Raw genomic sequence first — 17,432 nt, 5'->3', positions numbered from 1 at the left:
ATCCATGACTCTCCGGAGCTCACAGTTAATGTTATTCGCTCTTCTATTGATCTCGCGACAACCATGTCTGAAATCGAAGCGGAAAAGTTACTTACTTCTACAGAACGCACAATTAACAGAATGTTAAATGAATATAGTACAGCTAGTGATCTTACTGAGCAGCTAACTGTCATCAAAGCTCGAATTCTGAATTTAAAAAATAAAAAGGAAGAAGCTGAAGCCTTAATGGAAAAAAGTGTCAAAGTTAAAATAGTCCCAGCTTTTGAAGATAACCTAGATAAAATTAAAGCGTTCCATGAAGTGGGTCTATGGGAAAACTCCATGACATTATTAGATCAACTTAAAACTGATTTTAAGCATGACTCCTTTACCGGAAAAGTATTATCCGAATACCTCGAACAAGAATCCAAAGAACGTCAGAGTGTGCGATATACGCCTAAAGAGTTAGGCGAAATGGCTTCTGCCCATTATAAAAACAGACGATACAAACCAGCCTATAACTTGTTGTGTCAAGCATTTCAGCTTACGCCAACTAACGCTAATATAGCGTTAAGTTTGCTTAAAGTGCTGGTAAAACTAGCGGAAGCAATTGATTTAACTGAAGAAGAAGAACAACAAGTGCACAATTGCATCAAGATGTTAGACAATGAAGAATTAAAGAAAAATCAACTTAAAAATTTCACTGGATATAAAAAATCTATTTACGAATTGGGCATCATTGAAAAAGAAGCGTAACAAAACCCAAGTATTGATTACAGAGAACCGTTCTGCCCTTATCGACATCAATAACACTGAAAATAAGCCTCTAATATTTGCCTTTCGAGAACACATGAGCAGTTTGGTAGAAGGTAAGGCTAGTTTTCAATTGATACGGTAAAAACTAAATTTCATTCGTATTAATGCACTTATTTAAGGTAGGATTAAATGCTTGGAAATTTTAATAAATGTTTAGGAATAAAAATGAAAAAGTTAATCGCACTAGCGTTAATAAGTTGTGTATTTGTAGGTTGTGCCCCAGAAGTGGGAAGCCCTGAATGGTGTGCAGATATGAAAGAAAAACCTAAAGGAGACTGGACAGCTTCAGAAGCCAAAGACTTTGCTAAACACTGCATTTTTTAATGATTTAGCTCCTAGATAAAATATAACAGGTGAAAGTGAGTCATTTCACCTGTTTTTTCATTCGATCTTTAACACTTCCAACAAAATTCGTTATTCCCTATACTGCCGTTGCTATTTGAATCCCAAGCTCGCCTGCCGTCTCCATATAAGTAAACACTGCCGTCTCCAGCTTGCACACTGCTAGATAGTGGCCGAGCTTCAACAACATAGCTAGTTCCCGTTGCGACGGTAATTAATAAATCATATGACCGATTAGCGTACGGCTCCGCTGAAGGAGAGTGCCCCAAAAACACACCTGGAGTACCCGTATCTGCCGCTGATTGCGCTGCACCTTTGTAGGTAAAAGAAGCAGCTTTATGTCGCTCCATTGCTGCACCTAAACTCATTAAATCGGCTTGCGCTGTTGCTCGATTACTGCTTTTTATAAACCCTTGATAACTCGGGTAAGCAAACATTGTTAAGACCCCTACAATGGCAACGACAACCATTAACTCAACTAAAGTAAACCCTCGTGTTTGTGTCTTTGTCTTTGCGTTTACTTCTACTCTTTTATTTAATCGACTCATTACGGTCTCTCAGTTTCTGTTTTCCAACTACTTTTTTGAACTCGCTCGAAATTACTATGAATATTTTCAGCCAAACATTCAAACTCAGAACCACAAGCTTTTTTATTACCATTTGAATCTAATTCTATAACAGTAGACGCGCATTCAGTACCCAAACATATTATAGGTTTAATAATATCTTCAATCAGTATTTTTGTATCTGGTGCGATACCCGTTTGTTTTAATTGAGCATGACGGTCAACATGTTCTTGAGTGTTATTTTGATTCAAATCAGACACTGAATTCCCATTAATTAACTGCACTAAATAAGCGCGACTATTACCAGTAGGCGGAGCACAGGAACTGCTACTCGCCGAAGCAGGTAAATAGGTTGTAAATACTATTTGGTAATCCAGAATTAATGGAGAAGCTAATACTTTTTCTCCACCTGTAGTCAATTTGATCATCCATCCCTCCTTGGTTGCAAATTCCAAAGCCTCTAACTCTTTGGTCGTTGTGTTTGAGGAGGTCAGTAAGTGATCCGTTGCGTCGTATAAATCAGTTAAAGTATATGGCATGCTAGGCAATGTATTAAATCCATTAACATCAACCTCAAATACACCTTTGTCTTTTATCATGTAGAAATGATCTTCGATTGTAGTATTTAAAGGGTGTGCACGATAGCCAGAGCCAACAGCCACAGCATAATAATGCTCATCAGCTAAACTCACTTCAGAAACATCTGGGCCATAGTAGAATCGTCTATTACTGGCTTCAGTATTACCACCAAAATCAGCCAGTAAACCACCAGTCACTAAATCACTCACAGACTCTCCATTATGAATATCTAACCTAAATAATTGGCCTCCAGTATCTGCAACGTACATATGGTCAGCAAACCCATCATTCTCTCGATCAATTACCGAAATTCTAGCTGGGATACTATATTGCATATCAGCTAAATTTAGGTCTGCCCCTGTTTTGCTAGAGCTCCAAATTAATGATCCGGTGTCAGCGTCGACTATGTAAACAGCGTTACCCACTGTATCGGCACTTCGCAGTAATTTACTGTCCTGATCTTCGTCATACCCACCACCAAATATTAATACTGTCTTACTTGTAGCCCCTACTCTAATTTTAGTAACGGTTGGCTTTGACCAAGTTTGTCCTAATTGAGCGAAATCACCTACTCCACCTTTAATTTCGAACATTAATTTTGGTGAGGTTTTATTTGTTATATCAAAGGCATAGTAGTTTCTGCCACCACGACGCATCCCTACATATAAGTACATATTAGAACCGACAGTTCTTAATACCATGTCTCCGTCTAAACCATAAATATGGGAGAAAGTTGAAGAGTCCTTATATAGTCCATACAGATTACTCAGCAAATCTTTAGGGATAACCGCAAAGTTTTCTTCACCTGTCGTTGGATCAAATGAGTGTAAAAAACCATGATTAGTTGCCACAAATACCGCACTATCCGTTAATGAATAATTAACGATAACCGGCTGAGAATGAATAGGGTCTCCCATGGCTTCTCGAACATCGTCTGCTAAACCATCAGCATCATCGTCTTTCACATCAACACCACGAGCCCATTTTAAAACAGTTTCTCGAGTAGCTGTGGGATCAGCTGCCGAAGCTACTGCTAAATCAGCGATGGTTAAATTAGTATTTGATTCATGTAATAAATTAGACGATTGAATAATTGTGCCTGAGCCGTTGACGACATACGCGTCTCTTGGTAACCCCATTTTACCCGCTGCACCACCACTTCTAACATCATTACCGTCGGCTAATAAAGACCAAAAGCTATGTGAACCATCGTTAAAAAAGCCAGTTACACTGTCCACAGCATTTAAGCCATTTTTATCTAAAATATCCGAACCATCTAAGCGGTATCGTTTGACATTACCTGGCCAAATGGTGCCCTCCGCAGGTTTGAATAGAGCAAAATATAATTCGTCATTATGGGTTAATCGATTTAATTGGTTCACTGCCACACCTGGAGATACAAAGGTGGCATTCACATCTTTTACTGTTTTTAAAATAGATGAAAATACGTCTACCAAATCAGCTGTATTGTCAGCGGTGTAAAAATCGCCATTACCGTTAATTGCCAAATCATTCAAAAAGGCATTAGCTGTAGAGCCTGCCGAGAAACCTATGGTGTGGGTAAACACTCGTGTATCAATCTTAGAATCATCAGCGTCACCTATATTTTTGGCTAAATCTAAACCACATTTCTCTCCACCAGAACCGCGACAATTGATGCCCAATAATGTCTCAATTTTACTGACACTGTGGTTGTTATTGGCCACACCATCAGATAAAAGCACTATATGGTTATTGGTTTGACAAACCTTATCAGTAACTGGACTAATGTACTTAGCACCTGTCGGGATATATTCATTCACACAATCTGAACTACTCAAGTTATCTACACTACATCCAGAAGGCAGCACGGAATCAGCGCCTATATAGGATAAACGATGGCTGACCCGAGTATTACGTCGAATAGTTGAGTTTACATTTGACTGCCCTCTATGCCGACCATAGTCCACATCTAAGCCACCAAAATAATTCGCACCTTCCAATAAAGTATCCACTATGGGGGTATAACCATTAGCTGCTAAAGAGTCTACTTGGCTAATTAAGTGATCTCTCACTGTTGAGGTCTGCCCTGGTGTTGCGGCACCTTCAAACTCAATCACTAATCTAGCAGTACCAGATGGCTTACCATTATAAGTATATGCTCCTCTAATCCCCACAAAATTTGAAAAAACCATCATCATATCATTGCCCGAATTCCAACCTGTTCGATTAACTATTGATTGCACAACAGAAGTGATAGAGGGGCTTTGATAAGTATAATCTTTTATCCACCTAGGAATGTTCGTCCAGGCAACAGCGCCTGTTTTAGATTTGTCTCTAAGTTTGTAGCGAGTGTAATTGTTAAAGCTGCCAGGATCGTCTTCGTTAACACCTGAAATATTAAAAGACGCGTAATCACTGGAGCTTGTTTGGTATGCAGTGAACTCTAAATATGCATTGGCTATCGATGCCCCTTGAGGTATGGCAACATTTCTAAACCTAACGCCTATGTACTTGTTTGAACTATCCCTAAAAGTAAGTTCACTTCCTGTAGATTGATAACCATCAGATCTTTCTTCAGCATTGTTTCTTTGTGAACTAACTTGATAACTTAGACTACCCTTTACACAGCCATTTGCCGTAGATTCGTCATAGACTACTACTAATTGTGGCGTTAATCCTGAGCCTTGTTCAAATGCAGTGGTTATCCTTGCACTGCCACTAGATGCCCCATCTCCTTCAATTAAAACATTAAGGGAGTTTCCACCACACCAAGCAGACTGATCAACAATTTCTTGGACCACTGAAGTTAAATCAGGAGAAGAAATTGTCTCATTGGTTACTGGCCAAACGTTATCGGCATCCCATAAAACACTATTCGTTGTTTTGGTTCTGCCAGAAATATCGTTAGCCGCGGTACTGAAAGTAGTGGCATCTCCTACCAACTCCCCACTAAATGTTAAATCAGTTGCACCAGCGTTATAACCATTTGAATTAAATCGTACGTAGGCTCTGGTAACTGTTGCCCCTCTAGGAATGTTCAAATCTTGAAATCGCAAACCTAGGGTAACTTTGTTAGTCCCATCAGTCAGTTTTAAAGAATTACTACCAGTGTTTACTGAAGAACCAATTTCGTAAGCATCATCTGTCCCCTGAGAAATAGAAGTAATTATTTCCGGGGAAACCGAATCATCGATTGGTCTAACCGGATACAATATTGGCCCACCATAATCAGAGAAACGCATTAAACCTGCATTGATATTAGTGACCGAGTTCAATGTTTGTTTCAGAGCATTTTGTACTCTTAGCATTCGAGTTTCGGTTCCACCATCCTTACCTGTCATACTGCCTGATGTATCCATAATAAATAGTACATTAGGATCATAAGTCACTGCGCTGCCAGCATTGCCTAAATAGATTTCAAGGTCATCGGCTAAAACGGTTACACTAAAACTTAATGAAAATCCGATAGCTAATTTAAATTTGTTAAGAAGTTTCATTTTCTTCTCCTGTTTACTGCGTTGCCGGAGCAAACACAGAAGCATTTTGGCTATTTGCCACCACATATTTGTGGTCTTGCACCTGGCCACAACCTTTAATAATAAATACATGGCAACTAATATTGCTGCCACCAATTACGTTGCTAGAACCCACACATGATTGCTCTCTTACAAAAGCGGTCCTAGACCAACTTTTAACAACAGGTTTATCACTATAATTACCTGAGGATAAGTGCTGGGTATTTTTAGTTAACCCGCTGTTAGTCAGGCTACGATTCGTCCAAGTAGCATTTTCGAAGCAACTCAAGTCTTGAACAGTTAAATCAATTTGTGTCCCAGCTCGTGCGTCAGACAAAGGATCGTTAAGTGCATCATTACTCAACAATGTTTTATCTTCAGATTCAAACATAACGGCGCCAATTGCAGACTCTGCGGCATCAAAGGCTAACGAACGTTGTTCCATTGACCCAGCCATTTTGCTTTGCATCAAACTGCTCGATACAGAAGATACGCCTAATATTGTTAAACTCATGAGAATCAATAGTGCGAAGACCATGACCATTCCAGAGTTTTTTAACCTTTTATTAAATGTCATATATTTCTACTTCGTATTTTGTTTTTACTATTTCTTAAGATGATAGTGGTTTCAAACTGTTTGAATAAGCGTTTATCTGAAGGTGTAATAGGGGCTTCATTTAACAATTTAAAACTAGGCGTTGGGGATATCACTATGTCAGAATCGGCCTTAACTAATACCGCGACCCTAATGGCAACAACTTCAGCTCCTGCGACTTTAGCAGCAGCCAATGCGTCAGCAGTGACATATTGTACTGGGCGGGCTGAATTGTCGGTATTGGCAAAATCATCTGTAATGCCATATTGCACCTGAAAACTATTCACATCGTCTAGAATTGTATAGGCCTTATCTGAGTCATTTCCAACCGCCACTTTTTGACCTTGTAAGACACGGCCATCAAATCCCCGGCACTTTAAAGAAGAACCATCTAGAAAATATTCATTCACTACGAAAAATTCTTCATTCGCAGCATAGCCAAAACGTAAACCTCTGCAATCTTGAGTTGCTAACATAGATACCATTAGTGTATCACTGGCACCTGTACCTCCTTCAATTGCTCCCTTAGCTGCGGCACTAGCAAAATCACCTGGTAACGGAACCGGGGTGTTAAGTACAAACGCAGCTTCAACAACTGTGTCAACATTGGTATTTAAGTTCGGCGACATCTGGTCGTAGCGCCCCGTCATTAACAATTCACCACGAAGACGCGATATTATGAAACGACCATTTTCTTGTGCAGACGCTAACGCTCTATTTACACGCTCAGTTGCATTATTACTTATCATCACCTGGATAATGGAAGCTGATAAAATCAATCCTAAAGTTAAGGAAATCATTAATTCAATTAGCGTAAAACCTTGTTGTTTTTTCATAGTGTTAATTCTACTGAAACACAGTCATGGGGCGAGGATTTGCCAATATTGCAATTCGCATTGAGAGTTCGTTCTATATTTTGCCATTTTTGAACAGGCCAGGTTAAAGTCACGTCAAGTTTGGAGCCGACGCTGCAAGCGTGAATATCAGCTAAATTGTTATCAGCACAACTCACTTCAATTTTTATATCTGGATTAGCGGCAACTGCAGAACAAGAGGTTTCATATCCATCCAAAGCTGCGATCTCAGCAGCGCTACAAGTATTGTTACTACAATTTGGCATACTGGCCGGGAGACTGAGGCAATAACAAGTATGTGGTAAGCCAGAAGCACAACTTAATCCAGAAAAGTTATAAGTACTCGCAGAAAAGTAGTCGTTATGAACGACTAACCCATCTCCTATAGGGCTAAAGACAGCATTGGCTCTCAATCGCTCTGTTATTTGCTGCGCAACTAATACTGACTGTGAACGACTTAATGCTTCGGAGTTTGTGAATGAACCAACAAGTTGTAAATATGCGACACCCAATAAACCTACAGACAATATAAATAATGTGATTAGAACTTCAATCATACCAACGCCCTGTTGACGTTTATTTAATCTATACCTGCTATTTTGTTTCACGGACATCTCACACTATTAATATTTAATCGTTGATTTAGCTTCAAACACAAATTCAATAAATTTCTTCATATGAGTATGTTAGCCAATAAAATACAAAAATAGTTATTGAGGGCTGAGTAAAGGTATATATTTTAACAATTGAATGAATTCCTGATGTTTAGAAAAATACTATGCTATCAAGGCTTCAAAAGTAAAATACGCTTATAAATCAAGCTCTAAAAAGTATTACGGAACAGCGTCTATACTGTTTTCTTTGAACAGCACCTTAAAACTATTATGAACAGGTATCGGCGCAATATAACTATTCAGTATAATTTGTTGTGGCGATCCACCTAACTCCAACCACTTAACTTTGATATTTACCTTTTTAAGATCTGAAACTAAAGGCTCAACTTTAGGAAAAAATTGTTCACCTTTGCTAACCCATAAATCAGCAATATCATCAAAGTTGCTATCTACATAGAATAAATCTGACACTATCCAATCTAATTCAAACAAATGTACATCACTCGCATTGTTGGATAGTCGTATGGACTTTACGCCTGCAACAATATTACCACCAGCATTACTTTCGATGTCTTTATAAGCTCTTTTATTAGCTTGTGATATCAGCTGTTCGTAATAAGACAAATCGTTTAACTTGTCTTCTGCTAATTGCATAGCCAAATATCGCAAGTTTAAATTTCTATCCGCTATAACGTACTCTGATTGCAAAGTAACATAACCAGTAACTCCCAACATTATCATTAATGATGAGACTAAAACTTCAACTAAAGAGAACCCTTTTTCTATATACATATTGTTTAATGGTCTCTCCAACTGCCAGGTATACGGGCAACTCGTTGTAGTTCATTTTGGGTCATTAAGTTTTCTAAAACAGTTTGATCATATACGACCCTTAATTGGTCTCCTATTTGGTCGAATTGATGATTTGAAATTAAGGCCCCAGTAACTTGTGCTCCAGACGACATGGCTACCGTAGGGTTGCTTATTGCAGTTGGAGAGCGATAGGAAAACAACATGCCGTACATGAGTACGTCTTTAGCGAAAAGCAGGTCTCCATCTTGAACAATTAATATTAAAGGAGCAGATTGTGAGCCTATGCGTTCACCTAAACTGACAGAACATAAACCTTTCACCCATATTAAGCCACGGCTAAAACTATTTAGAGAATTGCAATCTGTCAACGCTTTATCAGCATGTAAATGCAGATGTTCTATTTCAGTCATAGGCGCATTAAACAAATACCCCCATATGTTTGTTGGGAAGGTCGAAGAGTGTTGTTGGATATCAGTCGATTGAGTTAAGTGGTTGGATATGAAATTAGAAGCACAGGTACCTACTAAAAACGCATTTAACTCACAGGTTCTGCTTGTAGTAGACATAAACACATCTTTGTCTGACCAAATAGAAAGTGAATGACCTGCTCCTAAACCATTTGAATTAGCAACAATCTCGAATTCACTAGGCATTAATACACCTTGTTCAACAATAAGTGGCGCAATAGGTAAATTAAACAATAATGGATGAATAAGGAATTGTTCTGTCAACGTTATCGAAACTAAGCCATCAGGGGATGTTCCTTTAGAAGATAGTGTAACAATGTTACGAGTCCCCAATACGCTAGGAGTACTTTTATTGTTAACGTTTAAAACGATTGTACTTTTATTATCGAGTGTTTCTGAAACAGATGGTGCAATTAATTGTGCGTTGACTCGCAATTCAGCAATCTGTTTTTGAATCCCTGCTTCAGCTGATATTAACGCCATTTTATGGTTCTGATTATTCACTATGATTCTATGTTCAAATGTTTGACTTCTACCTGTGTACAAGGTCGTTAACGTCACTATGAGCAATAAAAGTGTTACCGTCATCAAGATTACAGCGCCTCTTTGCTGTAATCTAAAACCAAGGAGTTGAGATCTCAAATTACTCATAATTTTTGACTAATACATAAGTACTGACGTGTTTTGAAAACTCGGGATAATGACTTAATTCAGCTTCTAGGTTTACTTGTATTCTTAAAAAACCGATCCCTTGATTGATTAGCTTTTCAGTTTTGAATGACAAAGCTTTTACGACTACCACTTGGGGATCGGTAAGATCTTGCCAATAGCCCTGTGCACAAGTAAAACCATCCACTCGGACTTCAATGGCCTTATTTTTTAGTCTAAAACCAAACTCCTCGTTTATCAGAGTGTTATCGAGTAAACCATTGTGATTTCGGTCGTAAGCAAATGTAATACAACTCTCAGATTGCTCAGTACCAAAAGAGGACACCTTGATACTGTTTGCAAATGGATTAACGAATGTAACAGGGTCCAACACCATTTTTTCGGTGCTACCATGATATCCAGCACGTCTGATATCCTGATGTATAACAGCCAGAACACCATTTATTTCTTCATCCAAACGAGACTTAGCCATTAAACTATTATTTAAACTAATTCCGTGAGCGACTAACGATGTCATCGCTGTGAGCGATGCAAAACCTAAGGCCATTGAGATCATAAGCTCGACTAAACTAGCGCCTTGTTGTGCTCCGAGTCTCAACATTTTTTATATCCCCCTACAGGAGCAACAACACCACAAATTCTGATCCTTCCCATATTACTTAGGACGAGTTTAAGTTGACGTTCACCATCAGAAAATGTAACTGAACCAGCATGGCCAATTGATAAACCACGCACACCATCAAATAATGCGGCACTATCTTGACCAAACTTAATGTTCGTTAATGAAATAAATGGGTAATCGTTAGAAGTGAGTAATTGTTCTGTTCCGTTTAGAGTGCAACTATTCAAGATAGAACAGTCACATTTACCGATATCACTTAGTCCTCCACACCAGTTTTTACCGCCTTGAAAAAATATCCCTACGTCAACTTTGTTAGAAATCGCAGAATACCTTGCTTGTTGTAATGCAAAATAATGATTTTCAACAACGGCTTTTAACTGAATGTTTCTTTGAATCGCGTTATACGCAGGAGAAGCTAAAGTAACTAATAACACCAAAACAGAAATGGTGACTAATAACTCTAGTAGAGTAAGACCATGAAGTTTAACCATGACAGTATCCATACTTAGCGTATTGTTGAAACACGCCTATAATTTAATCCCTTAGAGTAAATATAGTGTAATTCAGAAAAAACACACCTAGGAAGTGAACATGAATAATCAAACGGAAGATTTTGATCCTAATCAATACACCTCAAAAACGTGTAATGGATTGACCTTGATAGAATTAATGATGGTTGTCGCTATTATTGGGGTAATTTCGACCCTTGTATTTCCATCATTTCAAAACCAAATTCAACAATCTAGGAGAAATGACGGCATCAATCAATTGTTAAGATTGAAGCTACAACAGGAAGGTTTTAGAACAAAAAACACCAGTTATGCCATAACAAAAGAACTGAGTTTACCAACAAGTGAATATTATACGTTTTCAGTCAACAAGGTTTCGGCCACCACCTATGAATTAGTGGCCACGGCGAAAGGAAGCCAGTTAGCAGATAAAACGTGTAAAGTGCTGAGTATTAATCAATCGATGCAAAAAGTACCCGCAAATTGTTTTAGGTAACTTGTTTCACACGTAACTCTTTAGGTACTGCAAATTCGATATTCTCTTCTCTACCTGGTCTTTCAATTGCGTGCGAGGCTCCCCATTCTTTCAAACGATTCACAACACCTTGCACAAGCACTTCTGGTGCCGATGCACCTGCAGTAATACCGATATTTTTGGCGTTGGTTAACCATTCTTTTTGAATACAATTGGCGTCGGCTATCAAATATGCTTTAGCACCAATTTTTTCAGCTAACTCCCTTAATCGATTCGAATTGGAACTATTTTGAGCCCCTACCACTAACAATAAATCACAATCAGAAGACAAATCTCTTACAGAGTCCTGACGGTTTTGCGTGGCATAACAAATATCATCTTTACGTGGACCATCAATTGAAGGAAACTTTTTACGCAAAGCGTCAATAACGTCAGCGGTATCATCTACCGATAAAGTCGTTTGGCTACAATAATAAAGTTGGGAGCTATCTTTGACTTCTAAACTATCCACGTCATTAGCGGATTCTACAAGATAAATTCCACCAGCGGCGTTATCATATTGTCCCATAGTGCCTTCAACTTCAGGGTGGCCACTATGACCTATCAATATACATTCAATGCCTTTTTTACTGGCTCGCATCACTTCCATATGTACTTTCGTCACTAAAGGACAGGTCGCATCAAAAACTTTTAATCCTCGATGACTTGCTTCGCCTCTGACGGCTTGAGAAACGCCGTGTGCAGAAAAAATAACTATGCTGTCGTCAGGCACTTCAGACAACTCATCTACAAACACGGCCCCTCTAGTTTTAAGCCCATCAACAACGAATTTATTATGTACAACTTCATGTCGTACATAAATAGGTGCTGGAAACATCTCTAGGGCCCGCTCAACTATCGTTATAGCTCGGTCAACACCGGCACAAAAACCACGAGGATTAGCTAAATGAATTTGCATATATTTTTAAACCCTAATTAACCGACAATATTTCAACATCAAAAGTGATCACCTGCCCTGCCAACGGATGATTAAAATCAACTGTGACTGACTCACCACCAACCTCTCTTACTATACCGGGTAATTCAGAGCCATCTGGCTGAGTAAAAGCTAAGATCATGCCTTCTTCGGCAGGTGTATCGGAACCAAACTTACTTTTTTCCATATAATAGATATTATCAGGATTAGGTTGCCCAAAAGCTTCATCTGGATTTAAAGTAAACGACTTTTTATCACCTGTTTTAAGGCCCAACAAACAGTTTTCAAAACTTTGGGTTAGGTTTCCATCACCGATAACCAATTTTGCGGGTTTATCATTTACCCGCGTACTGTCTGCGGCAGATCCATCAGCAAGTTTTAAATCGAAATGTAACACCACTTCGCTATTTTGTTTAATTTCCACAAGCTCAGTCATGTTCTTCCTCTTTATTTTTAAACATATCGATAATTAGTAAAACCGCGCCAACACATATTGCACTGTCGGCAATATTGAAAGCAGGCCAATACCAATCATCGTAATAAACCACTAAAAAATCAATTACATAGCCATGTACTATTCGATCGTATGCATTACCAATAGCACCGCCTACAATTAAACTAAATGCCACGGGCAAAATAACTTGTTGCCTCGATGTTTGTTTTAGCCACCACAACACTAAGCTAGTGACCAATATGGCAATCACAGTAAAAAACCATCGTTGCCAACCACCAGCATCATGCAAAAAACTAAATGCGGCACCATAGTTATAAACATGAGTAAGGTTAAAAAAAGGCGTGACTTGCACAGCCTGATACAATTCTATTTTACTCACCACTAATGTTTTAGTGTATTGATCCAAACTCACGGCTATCACTGCCAGCCACAAAAACCGCCAACCGGTTTGAGTGAACAAATTAAGCATAAGCGCGTTTTTCACCTTCACCATCAACATTATCAACACAACGAACACATAGTTCAGGGTGTTTATCGTCTGTTCCAACATCTTCTCTATGATGCCAACAACGACTACATTTTTCAGCTGAGGATACCGCCACTTGCACCCATAAACCTTTAAGTTCAGTTTCTGCTACACCACTAGGAGCTTCATTCACTTCAACTACATTGGCCGAGGACGTGATCAATACAAACCTTAATTCGTCTTTAAGTTGAGCTAACAAACTGGCAACATCTGGTGTTACGTAAAGCGTCACATCAGCCTGTAACGAACCTTTAATTTGACCATCTTTACGAGCAGCTTCGATACATCGGTTTACTTCGTTTTTAACTGCTGAGATTTGATCCCAAAAACTATTATCAAATGTCCCGGTCAAGTTCACTTCACTTAATCCCGTATACCATTTATCAGTAAACACAAACTCGTCTTTCTGCCACGGCATTTCTTGCCATAACTCTTGTGCAGTGAAACTAGTAATAGGTGCCATCCAACGCACTAAAGCTTCAATAATATGATACAAGGCCGACTGACAAGAACGACGAGCATGACTGTCACCTTTAGCGGTATATTGTCTATCTTTAATGATATCTAAATAAAAACTACCTAACTCAATTGAACAAAACTGCATTAGTTTTTGAGTCACGACCAACATGTCATAATTTTCATATGCTTCAATGATATCTTGTTGCATTGAATAAGCGCGGCCTACTGCCCATTTATCTAATTCAACCATGTCGTCAATAGCTACAAGGTCTTTGCTTGGATCAAAGCCATTCAAGTTAGCTAGTAAAAATCTAGCCGTGTTACGAATACGTCTATAGGCGTCAGCTGAACGATTCAAGATTTCATCCGATACGGCTATTTCACTACGATAATCAGTAGATGCCACCCACAACCTCAAAATATCAGCACCTAACTTTCCGGTGACTTGTTGAGGTGCAATGGTATTGCCTATTGATTTAGACATTTTTTTGCCTTCCCCATCAACAGTAAACCCATGGGTTAACACTTGTTTATAAGGAGCATGGCCTTTAGTGGCGACCGACGTCATTAACGACGACATAAACCAACCACGATGCTGGTCCGAGCCTTCTAAATACAAATCAGCACTCGCAGGAATATCATCTCGTTGATCAACAACAAAATAGTGGGTAACACCAGAATCAAACCAAACATCTAAGGTATCAGGCACTTTAACAAATGTTTCAGCATCATCACCAATCAATGATTCTGGTTCAATATCCCACCAAGCTTGAATACCTTTTTGTTCAACAAGTTTGGCGACTTCTTCTAATAACTCATCTGTTCTTGGGTGTAAATCGCCCGTGTCTTTATGCACAAATAATGCAATAGGTACACCCCAAGTACGTTGACGAGAAATACACCAGTCGGGACGACCACTTACCATAGTTTCTATGCGACTCTCACCCCATTCAGGGATCCACTGCGTATTATGAATTTCTTTAATTGATTCTTCACGTAAACCGTTTTTATCCATGCTTATAAACCACTGAGGAGTAGCGCGAAAAATAATAGGTGTTTTGTGACGCCAGCAATGAGGGTAACTATGGTTATAAACATGGTGGTGCAACAAAGCACCGTGTTCTTTAAGTACTTCTACTACGTGATCATTGGCTTTAAACACATGTTGGCCAGCAAATAACTCCGTACCTTCCAAATAAACACCATTAGCGCCCACTGGGTTGGCCACTTCTAGACCGTATTTTTTGCCCACATTAAAATCGTCAACACCATGTCCAGGTGCCGTATGTACACAACCTGTACCCGACTCAGTGGTAACATGATCACCTAAGATAACCGGTACGGTAAAATCGTAGAAAGCGTGGTTTAACTGCTGGTTTTCAAGAGACTGACCTTTGCAAATGCCTAAAACTTTGTATTCTTCAATACCAAACCTAGCTATACAATCAGCAATTAAATCTGTAGCAAGAATCAAACATTCATCAGTATTCTCACTGGTTACTTGTACTAGGCTGTATTCTAACTCTGGGTGAATACACACAGCTCTGTTAGCGGGCATAGTCCAAGGCGTTGTGGTCCAAATAACAAAAGACACATTTCCTGTTGCATCATCTGCTGCAAAACAAGCAGCTACCTTTTGGGCATCAACAGCTTTAAAACGAACATCGATTGAAGGGGAATTTTTATCTTGATATTCCACTTCTGCTTCCGCTAATGCAGAACCACAATCTGTGCACCAATGCACAGGTTTAAACCCTTTTTCAAGGTGACCAGAACGAACAACATGCCCTAATTCACGGATAATGTTGGCTTCGGAGGCAAAGTCCATCGTTTTGTAAGGTTTATCCCACTCGCCTAAAACACCCAAGCGGATGAAGTCAGCTTTTTGCCCGGCAATTTGTTTTTCTGCATAATCACGACATTTCTGTCTAAATTGAGCGGCAGTGACTTTTTTGCCTGGCTTGCCTACTTTTTTCTCGACCATCAACTCAATCGGTAAACCATGACAATCCCAGCCTGGGACATAAGGAGCGTCAAAGTCAGACAAAGTTTTAGATTTAACAATAATGTCTTTTAATATTTTGTTTACCGCGTGACCAATATGAATATCACCATTCGCATAAGGAGGGCCATCATGCAGAATAAAAGGTTTACACCCTTTTTTAGCTTCACGAATTTGCTGATAAAGTTTTTTCTCAGTCCATGTGTTAAGCATTTTCGGCTCACGCTGAGCTAAGTTTCCACGCATTGGAAAACTAGTTTCTGGCAAATTCAAGGTATGTTTATAATCACTCATTTTTGGTTAAATCCAAATTGGTCAATAGTTACTGTCATTATGCTAAGACACGGCTAATAGCTGCTTAGCTTCAATCGCATCTTGTTGTATTTGTTGATGAAGCAATTCAAAAGAATCAAACTTCATTTCTTCTCTAATTTTATGAATAAGAGCCACTGAAATAAATTGCCCATACAAATTTTCATTAAAATTAAAGATATGTACTTCTAACTGTGAACGCTGGCCATTTACTGTCGGCCTATGACCCACATTCGCCACACCAGGATAGATACAATCTCGCACCCTGACATTTACGGCAAACACACCATTAACTGGAGCCTTGCAACGTTTAAGTAAAACATTAGCTGTGGGAAAACCAATAGTTCGCCCTCTTTTGTCACCATGTAATACCTTACCCGCTATAGTGAAATCTCTGCCTAACATCTGTTTAGCTAAGGCAAAATCATCATCGTTTAACGCTTCACGTATCGCTGTCGAACTAATTCGACAATTTTTCATTTGAAAGCTTTGTGTACTGGCAACATCGAATAAACATTTTTTTCCCATGCTCTGTAACATGGAAAAGTCACCAACTCGGCCTTGGCCAAAACGAAAATCATCACCTACAACTAAAAACTTACAACCGAGTTGTTCTACCAATAAATTTTCTACAAATTCACTGGCACTAAATGCAGCAAAGGCCAAGTCAAACTTGATACATAACAATCGATCAACCCCCAACTTTTTAAGTTGGGTATATTTATCTCGCAACAAGCTCAACCGAGCTGGAGCTAATTCAGGAGTAAATAACTCTTCAGGCTGTGGTTCAAAAACCATAACTGTTGCAGGTAAATTAAGTGTTTTAGCCTTAGCCACTACTTGACCTAACACTGCCTGATGCCCTAAATGAACACCATCAAACTTACCAATTGTTAACACACAGCCTTTATGGACATCTTTAAGGTTATGTATACCGCGGATCAGTTCCACTTAAATTCTCTATTGTTAGGGATATCAACAGCTAGTTAGCTCAATATTCGAAAATTATTCAAAGGGGCGGAATTATAACTGACTGTAGCCTGATTGAAAGATGTAAAACTAGGTAACTTAGATATTTATTATTCCGTCTAGCTTGGCAACTTTTAAATGGCTGATGATTTACTTGTAAAACTGCTCTTACGTACACCCAAAATCAATAATGAAACAACAAAAATAAAGGCCCCAATAAATATCAACTTACTCAATTCAGTGACTTTATGGATGAAAGAGAAGTCCACCCAAATACTTGATGCTGGGTTAATTTGATAAACAACGGCTGCCATTAGTAGACTAGAAAATACAATTT

The 17,432-nt window shown here is 38.9% G+C and carries 16 protein-coding genes and 2 pseudogenes; 3 read left to right on the top strand and 15 right to left on the bottom strand.

The features are described from left to right. Both ACSHXM_RS16735 and ACSHXM_RS16730 read left to right on the top strand, forming a co-directional pair. Positions 1 to 735 (top strand): annotated as a pseudogene (locus ACSHXM_RS16735) (response regulator); the annotation flags it as partial. A gap of 225 nt (positions 736 to 960) precedes the next feature. After that, on the top strand, positions 961 to 1,119 hold the full coding sequence (locus ACSHXM_RS16730; RefSeq protein WP_435690572.1) for a DUF3012 domain-containing protein: 159 nt from the start codon (positions 961 to 963) through the stop codon (positions 1,117 to 1,119). A gap of 68 nt (positions 1,120 to 1,187) precedes the next feature. On the opposite strand, the gene ACSHXM_RS16725 is transcribed toward ACSHXM_RS16730, so the two are convergent. From ACSHXM_RS16725 to ACSHXM_RS16685, 9 genes are all read right to left on the bottom strand, one after another. Further along, on the bottom strand, positions 1,188 to 1,685 hold the full coding sequence (locus tag ACSHXM_RS16725; RefSeq protein WP_435690570.1) for a type IV pilin protein: 498 nt from the start codon (positions 1,683 to 1,685) through the stop codon (positions 1,188 to 1,190). Beyond that, on the bottom strand, positions 1,685 to 5,761 hold the full coding sequence (locus ACSHXM_RS16720; RefSeq protein WP_435690568.1) for a PilC/PilY family type IV pilus protein: 4,077 nt from the start codon (positions 5,759 to 5,761) through the stop codon (positions 1,685 to 1,687). The genes ACSHXM_RS16725 and ACSHXM_RS16720 overlap by 1 nt, the downstream gene beginning before the upstream one ends. Positions 5,762 to 5,774: 13 nt before the next feature. Then, on the bottom strand, positions 5,775 to 6,356 hold the full coding sequence (locus ACSHXM_RS16715; protein ID WP_435690566.1) for a pilus assembly PilX family protein: 582 nt from the start codon (positions 6,354 to 6,356) through the stop codon (positions 5,775 to 5,777). Next, a complete protein-coding gene (locus ACSHXM_RS16710; RefSeq protein ID WP_435690564.1) occupies positions 6,353 to 7,210 on the bottom strand; it encodes a PilW family protein in 858 nt (285 codons plus the stop codon). Before ACSHXM_RS16710 ends, ACSHXM_RS16715 begins: the two co-directional genes overlap by 4 nt. Then, entirely contained in the window at positions 7,207 to 7,842 is a 636-nt protein-coding gene (locus ACSHXM_RS16705) for a type IV pilus modification PilV family protein (RefSeq protein WP_435690562.1), read from the bottom strand. The genes ACSHXM_RS16710 and ACSHXM_RS16705 overlap by 4 nt, the downstream gene beginning before the upstream one ends. Before the next feature lie 219 nt (positions 7,843 to 8,061). Continuing rightward, on the bottom strand, positions 8,062 to 8,634 hold the full coding sequence (locus ACSHXM_RS16700; RefSeq protein ID WP_435690560.1) for a type IV pilus modification PilV family protein: 573 nt from the start codon (positions 8,632 to 8,634) through the stop codon (positions 8,062 to 8,064). Between the two features lie 5 nt (positions 8,635 to 8,639). After that, complete coding sequence (locus ACSHXM_RS16695) at positions 8,640 to 9,773, bottom strand: hypothetical protein (protein ID WP_435690558.1); 1,134 nt, start codon at positions 9,771 to 9,773, stop codon at positions 8,640 to 8,642. Continuing rightward, a complete protein-coding gene (locus ACSHXM_RS16690) occupies positions 9,766 to 10,392 on the bottom strand; it encodes a prepilin peptidase dependent protein B (protein WP_435690556.1) in 627 nt (208 codons plus the stop codon). Before ACSHXM_RS16690 ends, ACSHXM_RS16695 begins: the two co-directional genes overlap by 8 nt. Then, positions 10,386 to 10,904, bottom strand: coding sequence for a GspH/FimT family pseudopilin (locus ACSHXM_RS16685; protein ID WP_435690554.1), 519 nt, complete (start codon positions 10,902 to 10,904; stop codon positions 10,386 to 10,388). The genes ACSHXM_RS16690 and ACSHXM_RS16685 overlap by 7 nt, the downstream gene beginning before the upstream one ends. A gap of 100 nt (positions 10,905 to 11,004) precedes the next feature. Between ACSHXM_RS16685 and ACSHXM_RS16680 the strand changes: the two genes are divergently transcribed. Further along, the gene (locus ACSHXM_RS16680) at positions 11,005 to 11,418 is read left to right on the top strand and encodes a type IV pilin protein (RefSeq protein WP_435690552.1); all 414 of its coding nucleotides are present in this window, start codon (positions 11,005 to 11,007) and stop codon (positions 11,416 to 11,418) included. Here ACSHXM_RS16680 and ispH read toward each other — a convergent pair. The 6 genes and pseudogenes from ispH to ACSHXM_RS16650 all read right to left on the bottom strand — a co-directional run. Beyond that, positions 11,411 to 12,355 (bottom strand): 4-hydroxy-3-methylbut-2-enyl diphosphate reductase, encoded by a 945-nt coding sequence (gene ispH / locus ACSHXM_RS16675; protein WP_435690550.1) that lies wholly within the window; start codon positions 12,353 to 12,355, stop codon positions 11,411 to 11,413. The two genes, ACSHXM_RS16680 and ispH, sit on opposite strands and share 8 nt — an antisense overlap. A 13-nt stretch (positions 12,356 to 12,368) precedes the next feature. Continuing rightward, positions 12,369 to 12,809: an FKBP-type peptidyl-prolyl cis-trans isomerase gene (fkpB, locus tag ACSHXM_RS16670; protein ID WP_435690548.1), complete on the bottom strand. Its 441-nt coding sequence runs from the start codon at positions 12,807 to 12,809 to the stop codon at positions 12,369 to 12,371. Next, positions 12,802 to 13,296: a signal peptidase II gene (lspA, locus tag ACSHXM_RS16665; protein WP_435690546.1), complete on the bottom strand. Its 495-nt coding sequence runs from the start codon at positions 13,294 to 13,296 to the stop codon at positions 12,802 to 12,804. The genes fkpB and lspA overlap by 8 nt, the downstream gene beginning before the upstream one ends. Next, positions 13,289 to 16,108, bottom strand: coding sequence for an isoleucine--tRNA ligase (gene ileS, locus ACSHXM_RS16660; protein ID WP_435690544.1), 2,820 nt, complete (start codon positions 16,106 to 16,108; stop codon positions 13,289 to 13,291). Before ileS ends, lspA begins: the two co-directional genes overlap by 8 nt. Positions 16,109 to 16,150: 42 nt before the next feature. Further along, complete coding sequence (gene ribF / locus ACSHXM_RS16655) at positions 16,151 to 17,077, bottom strand: bifunctional riboflavin kinase/FAD synthetase (protein WP_435690542.1); 927 nt, start codon at positions 17,075 to 17,077, stop codon at positions 16,151 to 16,153. 152 nt (positions 17,078 to 17,229) lie between these two features. Beyond that, positions 17,230 to 17,432: pseudogene (locus ACSHXM_RS16650) on the bottom strand (murein biosynthesis integral membrane protein MurJ); the annotation flags it as partial.

It is taken from the genome of Paraglaciecola sp., assembly GCF_051252315.1.
Taxonomy (GTDB): domain Bacteria; phylum Pseudomonadota; class Gammaproteobacteria; order Enterobacterales; family Alteromonadaceae; genus Paraglaciecola.
This window is presented reverse-complemented; position numbering and strand designations above follow the sequence as displayed.

Bases quoted from the DNA above. Each gene is read 5' to 3' on its own strand.
- ACSHXM_RS16730 (WP_435690572.1), top strand. From the start codon at position 961: ATGAAAAAGTTAATCGCACTAGCGTTAATAAGTTGTGTATTTGTAGGT.
- ACSHXM_RS16725 (WP_435690570.1), bottom strand. From the start codon at position 1,685: ATGAGTCGATTAAATAAAAGAGTAGAAGTAAACGCAAAGACAAAGACA.
- ACSHXM_RS16720 (WP_435690568.1), bottom strand. From the start codon at position 5,761: ATGAAACTTCTTAACAAATTTAAATTAGCTATCGGATTTTCATTAAGT.
- ACSHXM_RS16715 (WP_435690566.1), bottom strand. From the start codon at position 6,356: ATGACATTTAATAAAAGGTTAAAAAACTCTGGAATGGTCATGGTCTTC.
- ACSHXM_RS16710 (WP_435690564.1), bottom strand. From the start codon at position 7,210: ATGAAAAAACAACAAGGTTTTACGCTAATTGAATTAATGATTTCCTTA.
- ACSHXM_RS16705 (WP_435690562.1), bottom strand. From the start codon at position 7,842: ATGTCCGTGAAACAAAATAGCAGGTATAGATTAAATAAACGTCAACAG.
- ACSHXM_RS16700 (WP_435690560.1), bottom strand. From the start codon at position 8,634: ATGTATATAGAAAAAGGGTTCTCTTTAGTTGAAGTTTTAGTCTCATCA.
- ACSHXM_RS16695 (WP_435690558.1), bottom strand. From the start codon at position 9,773: ATGAGTAATTTGAGATCTCAACTCCTTGGTTTTAGATTACAGCAAAGA.
- ACSHXM_RS16690 (WP_435690556.1), bottom strand. From the start codon at position 10,392: ATGTTGAGACTCGGAGCACAACAAGGCGCTAGTTTAGTCGAGCTTATG.
- ACSHXM_RS16685 (WP_435690554.1), bottom strand. From the start codon at position 10,904: ATGGTTAAACTTCATGGTCTTACTCTACTAGAGTTATTAGTCACCATT.
- ACSHXM_RS16680 (WP_435690552.1), top strand. From the start codon at position 11,005: ATGAATAATCAAACGGAAGATTTTGATCCTAATCAATACACCTCAAAA.
- ispH (WP_435690550.1), bottom strand. From the start codon at position 12,355: ATGCAAATTCATTTAGCTAATCCTCGTGGTTTTTGTGCCGGTGTTGAC.
- fkpB (WP_435690548.1), bottom strand. From the start codon at position 12,809: ATGACTGAGCTTGTGGAAATTAAACAAAATAGCGAAGTGGTGTTACAT.
- lspA (WP_435690546.1), bottom strand. From the start codon at position 13,296: ATGCTTAATTTGTTCACTCAAACCGGTTGGCGGTTTTTGTGGCTGGCA.
- ileS (WP_435690544.1), bottom strand. From the start codon at position 16,108: ATGAGTGATTATAAACATACCTTGAATTTGCCAGAAACTAGTTTTCCA.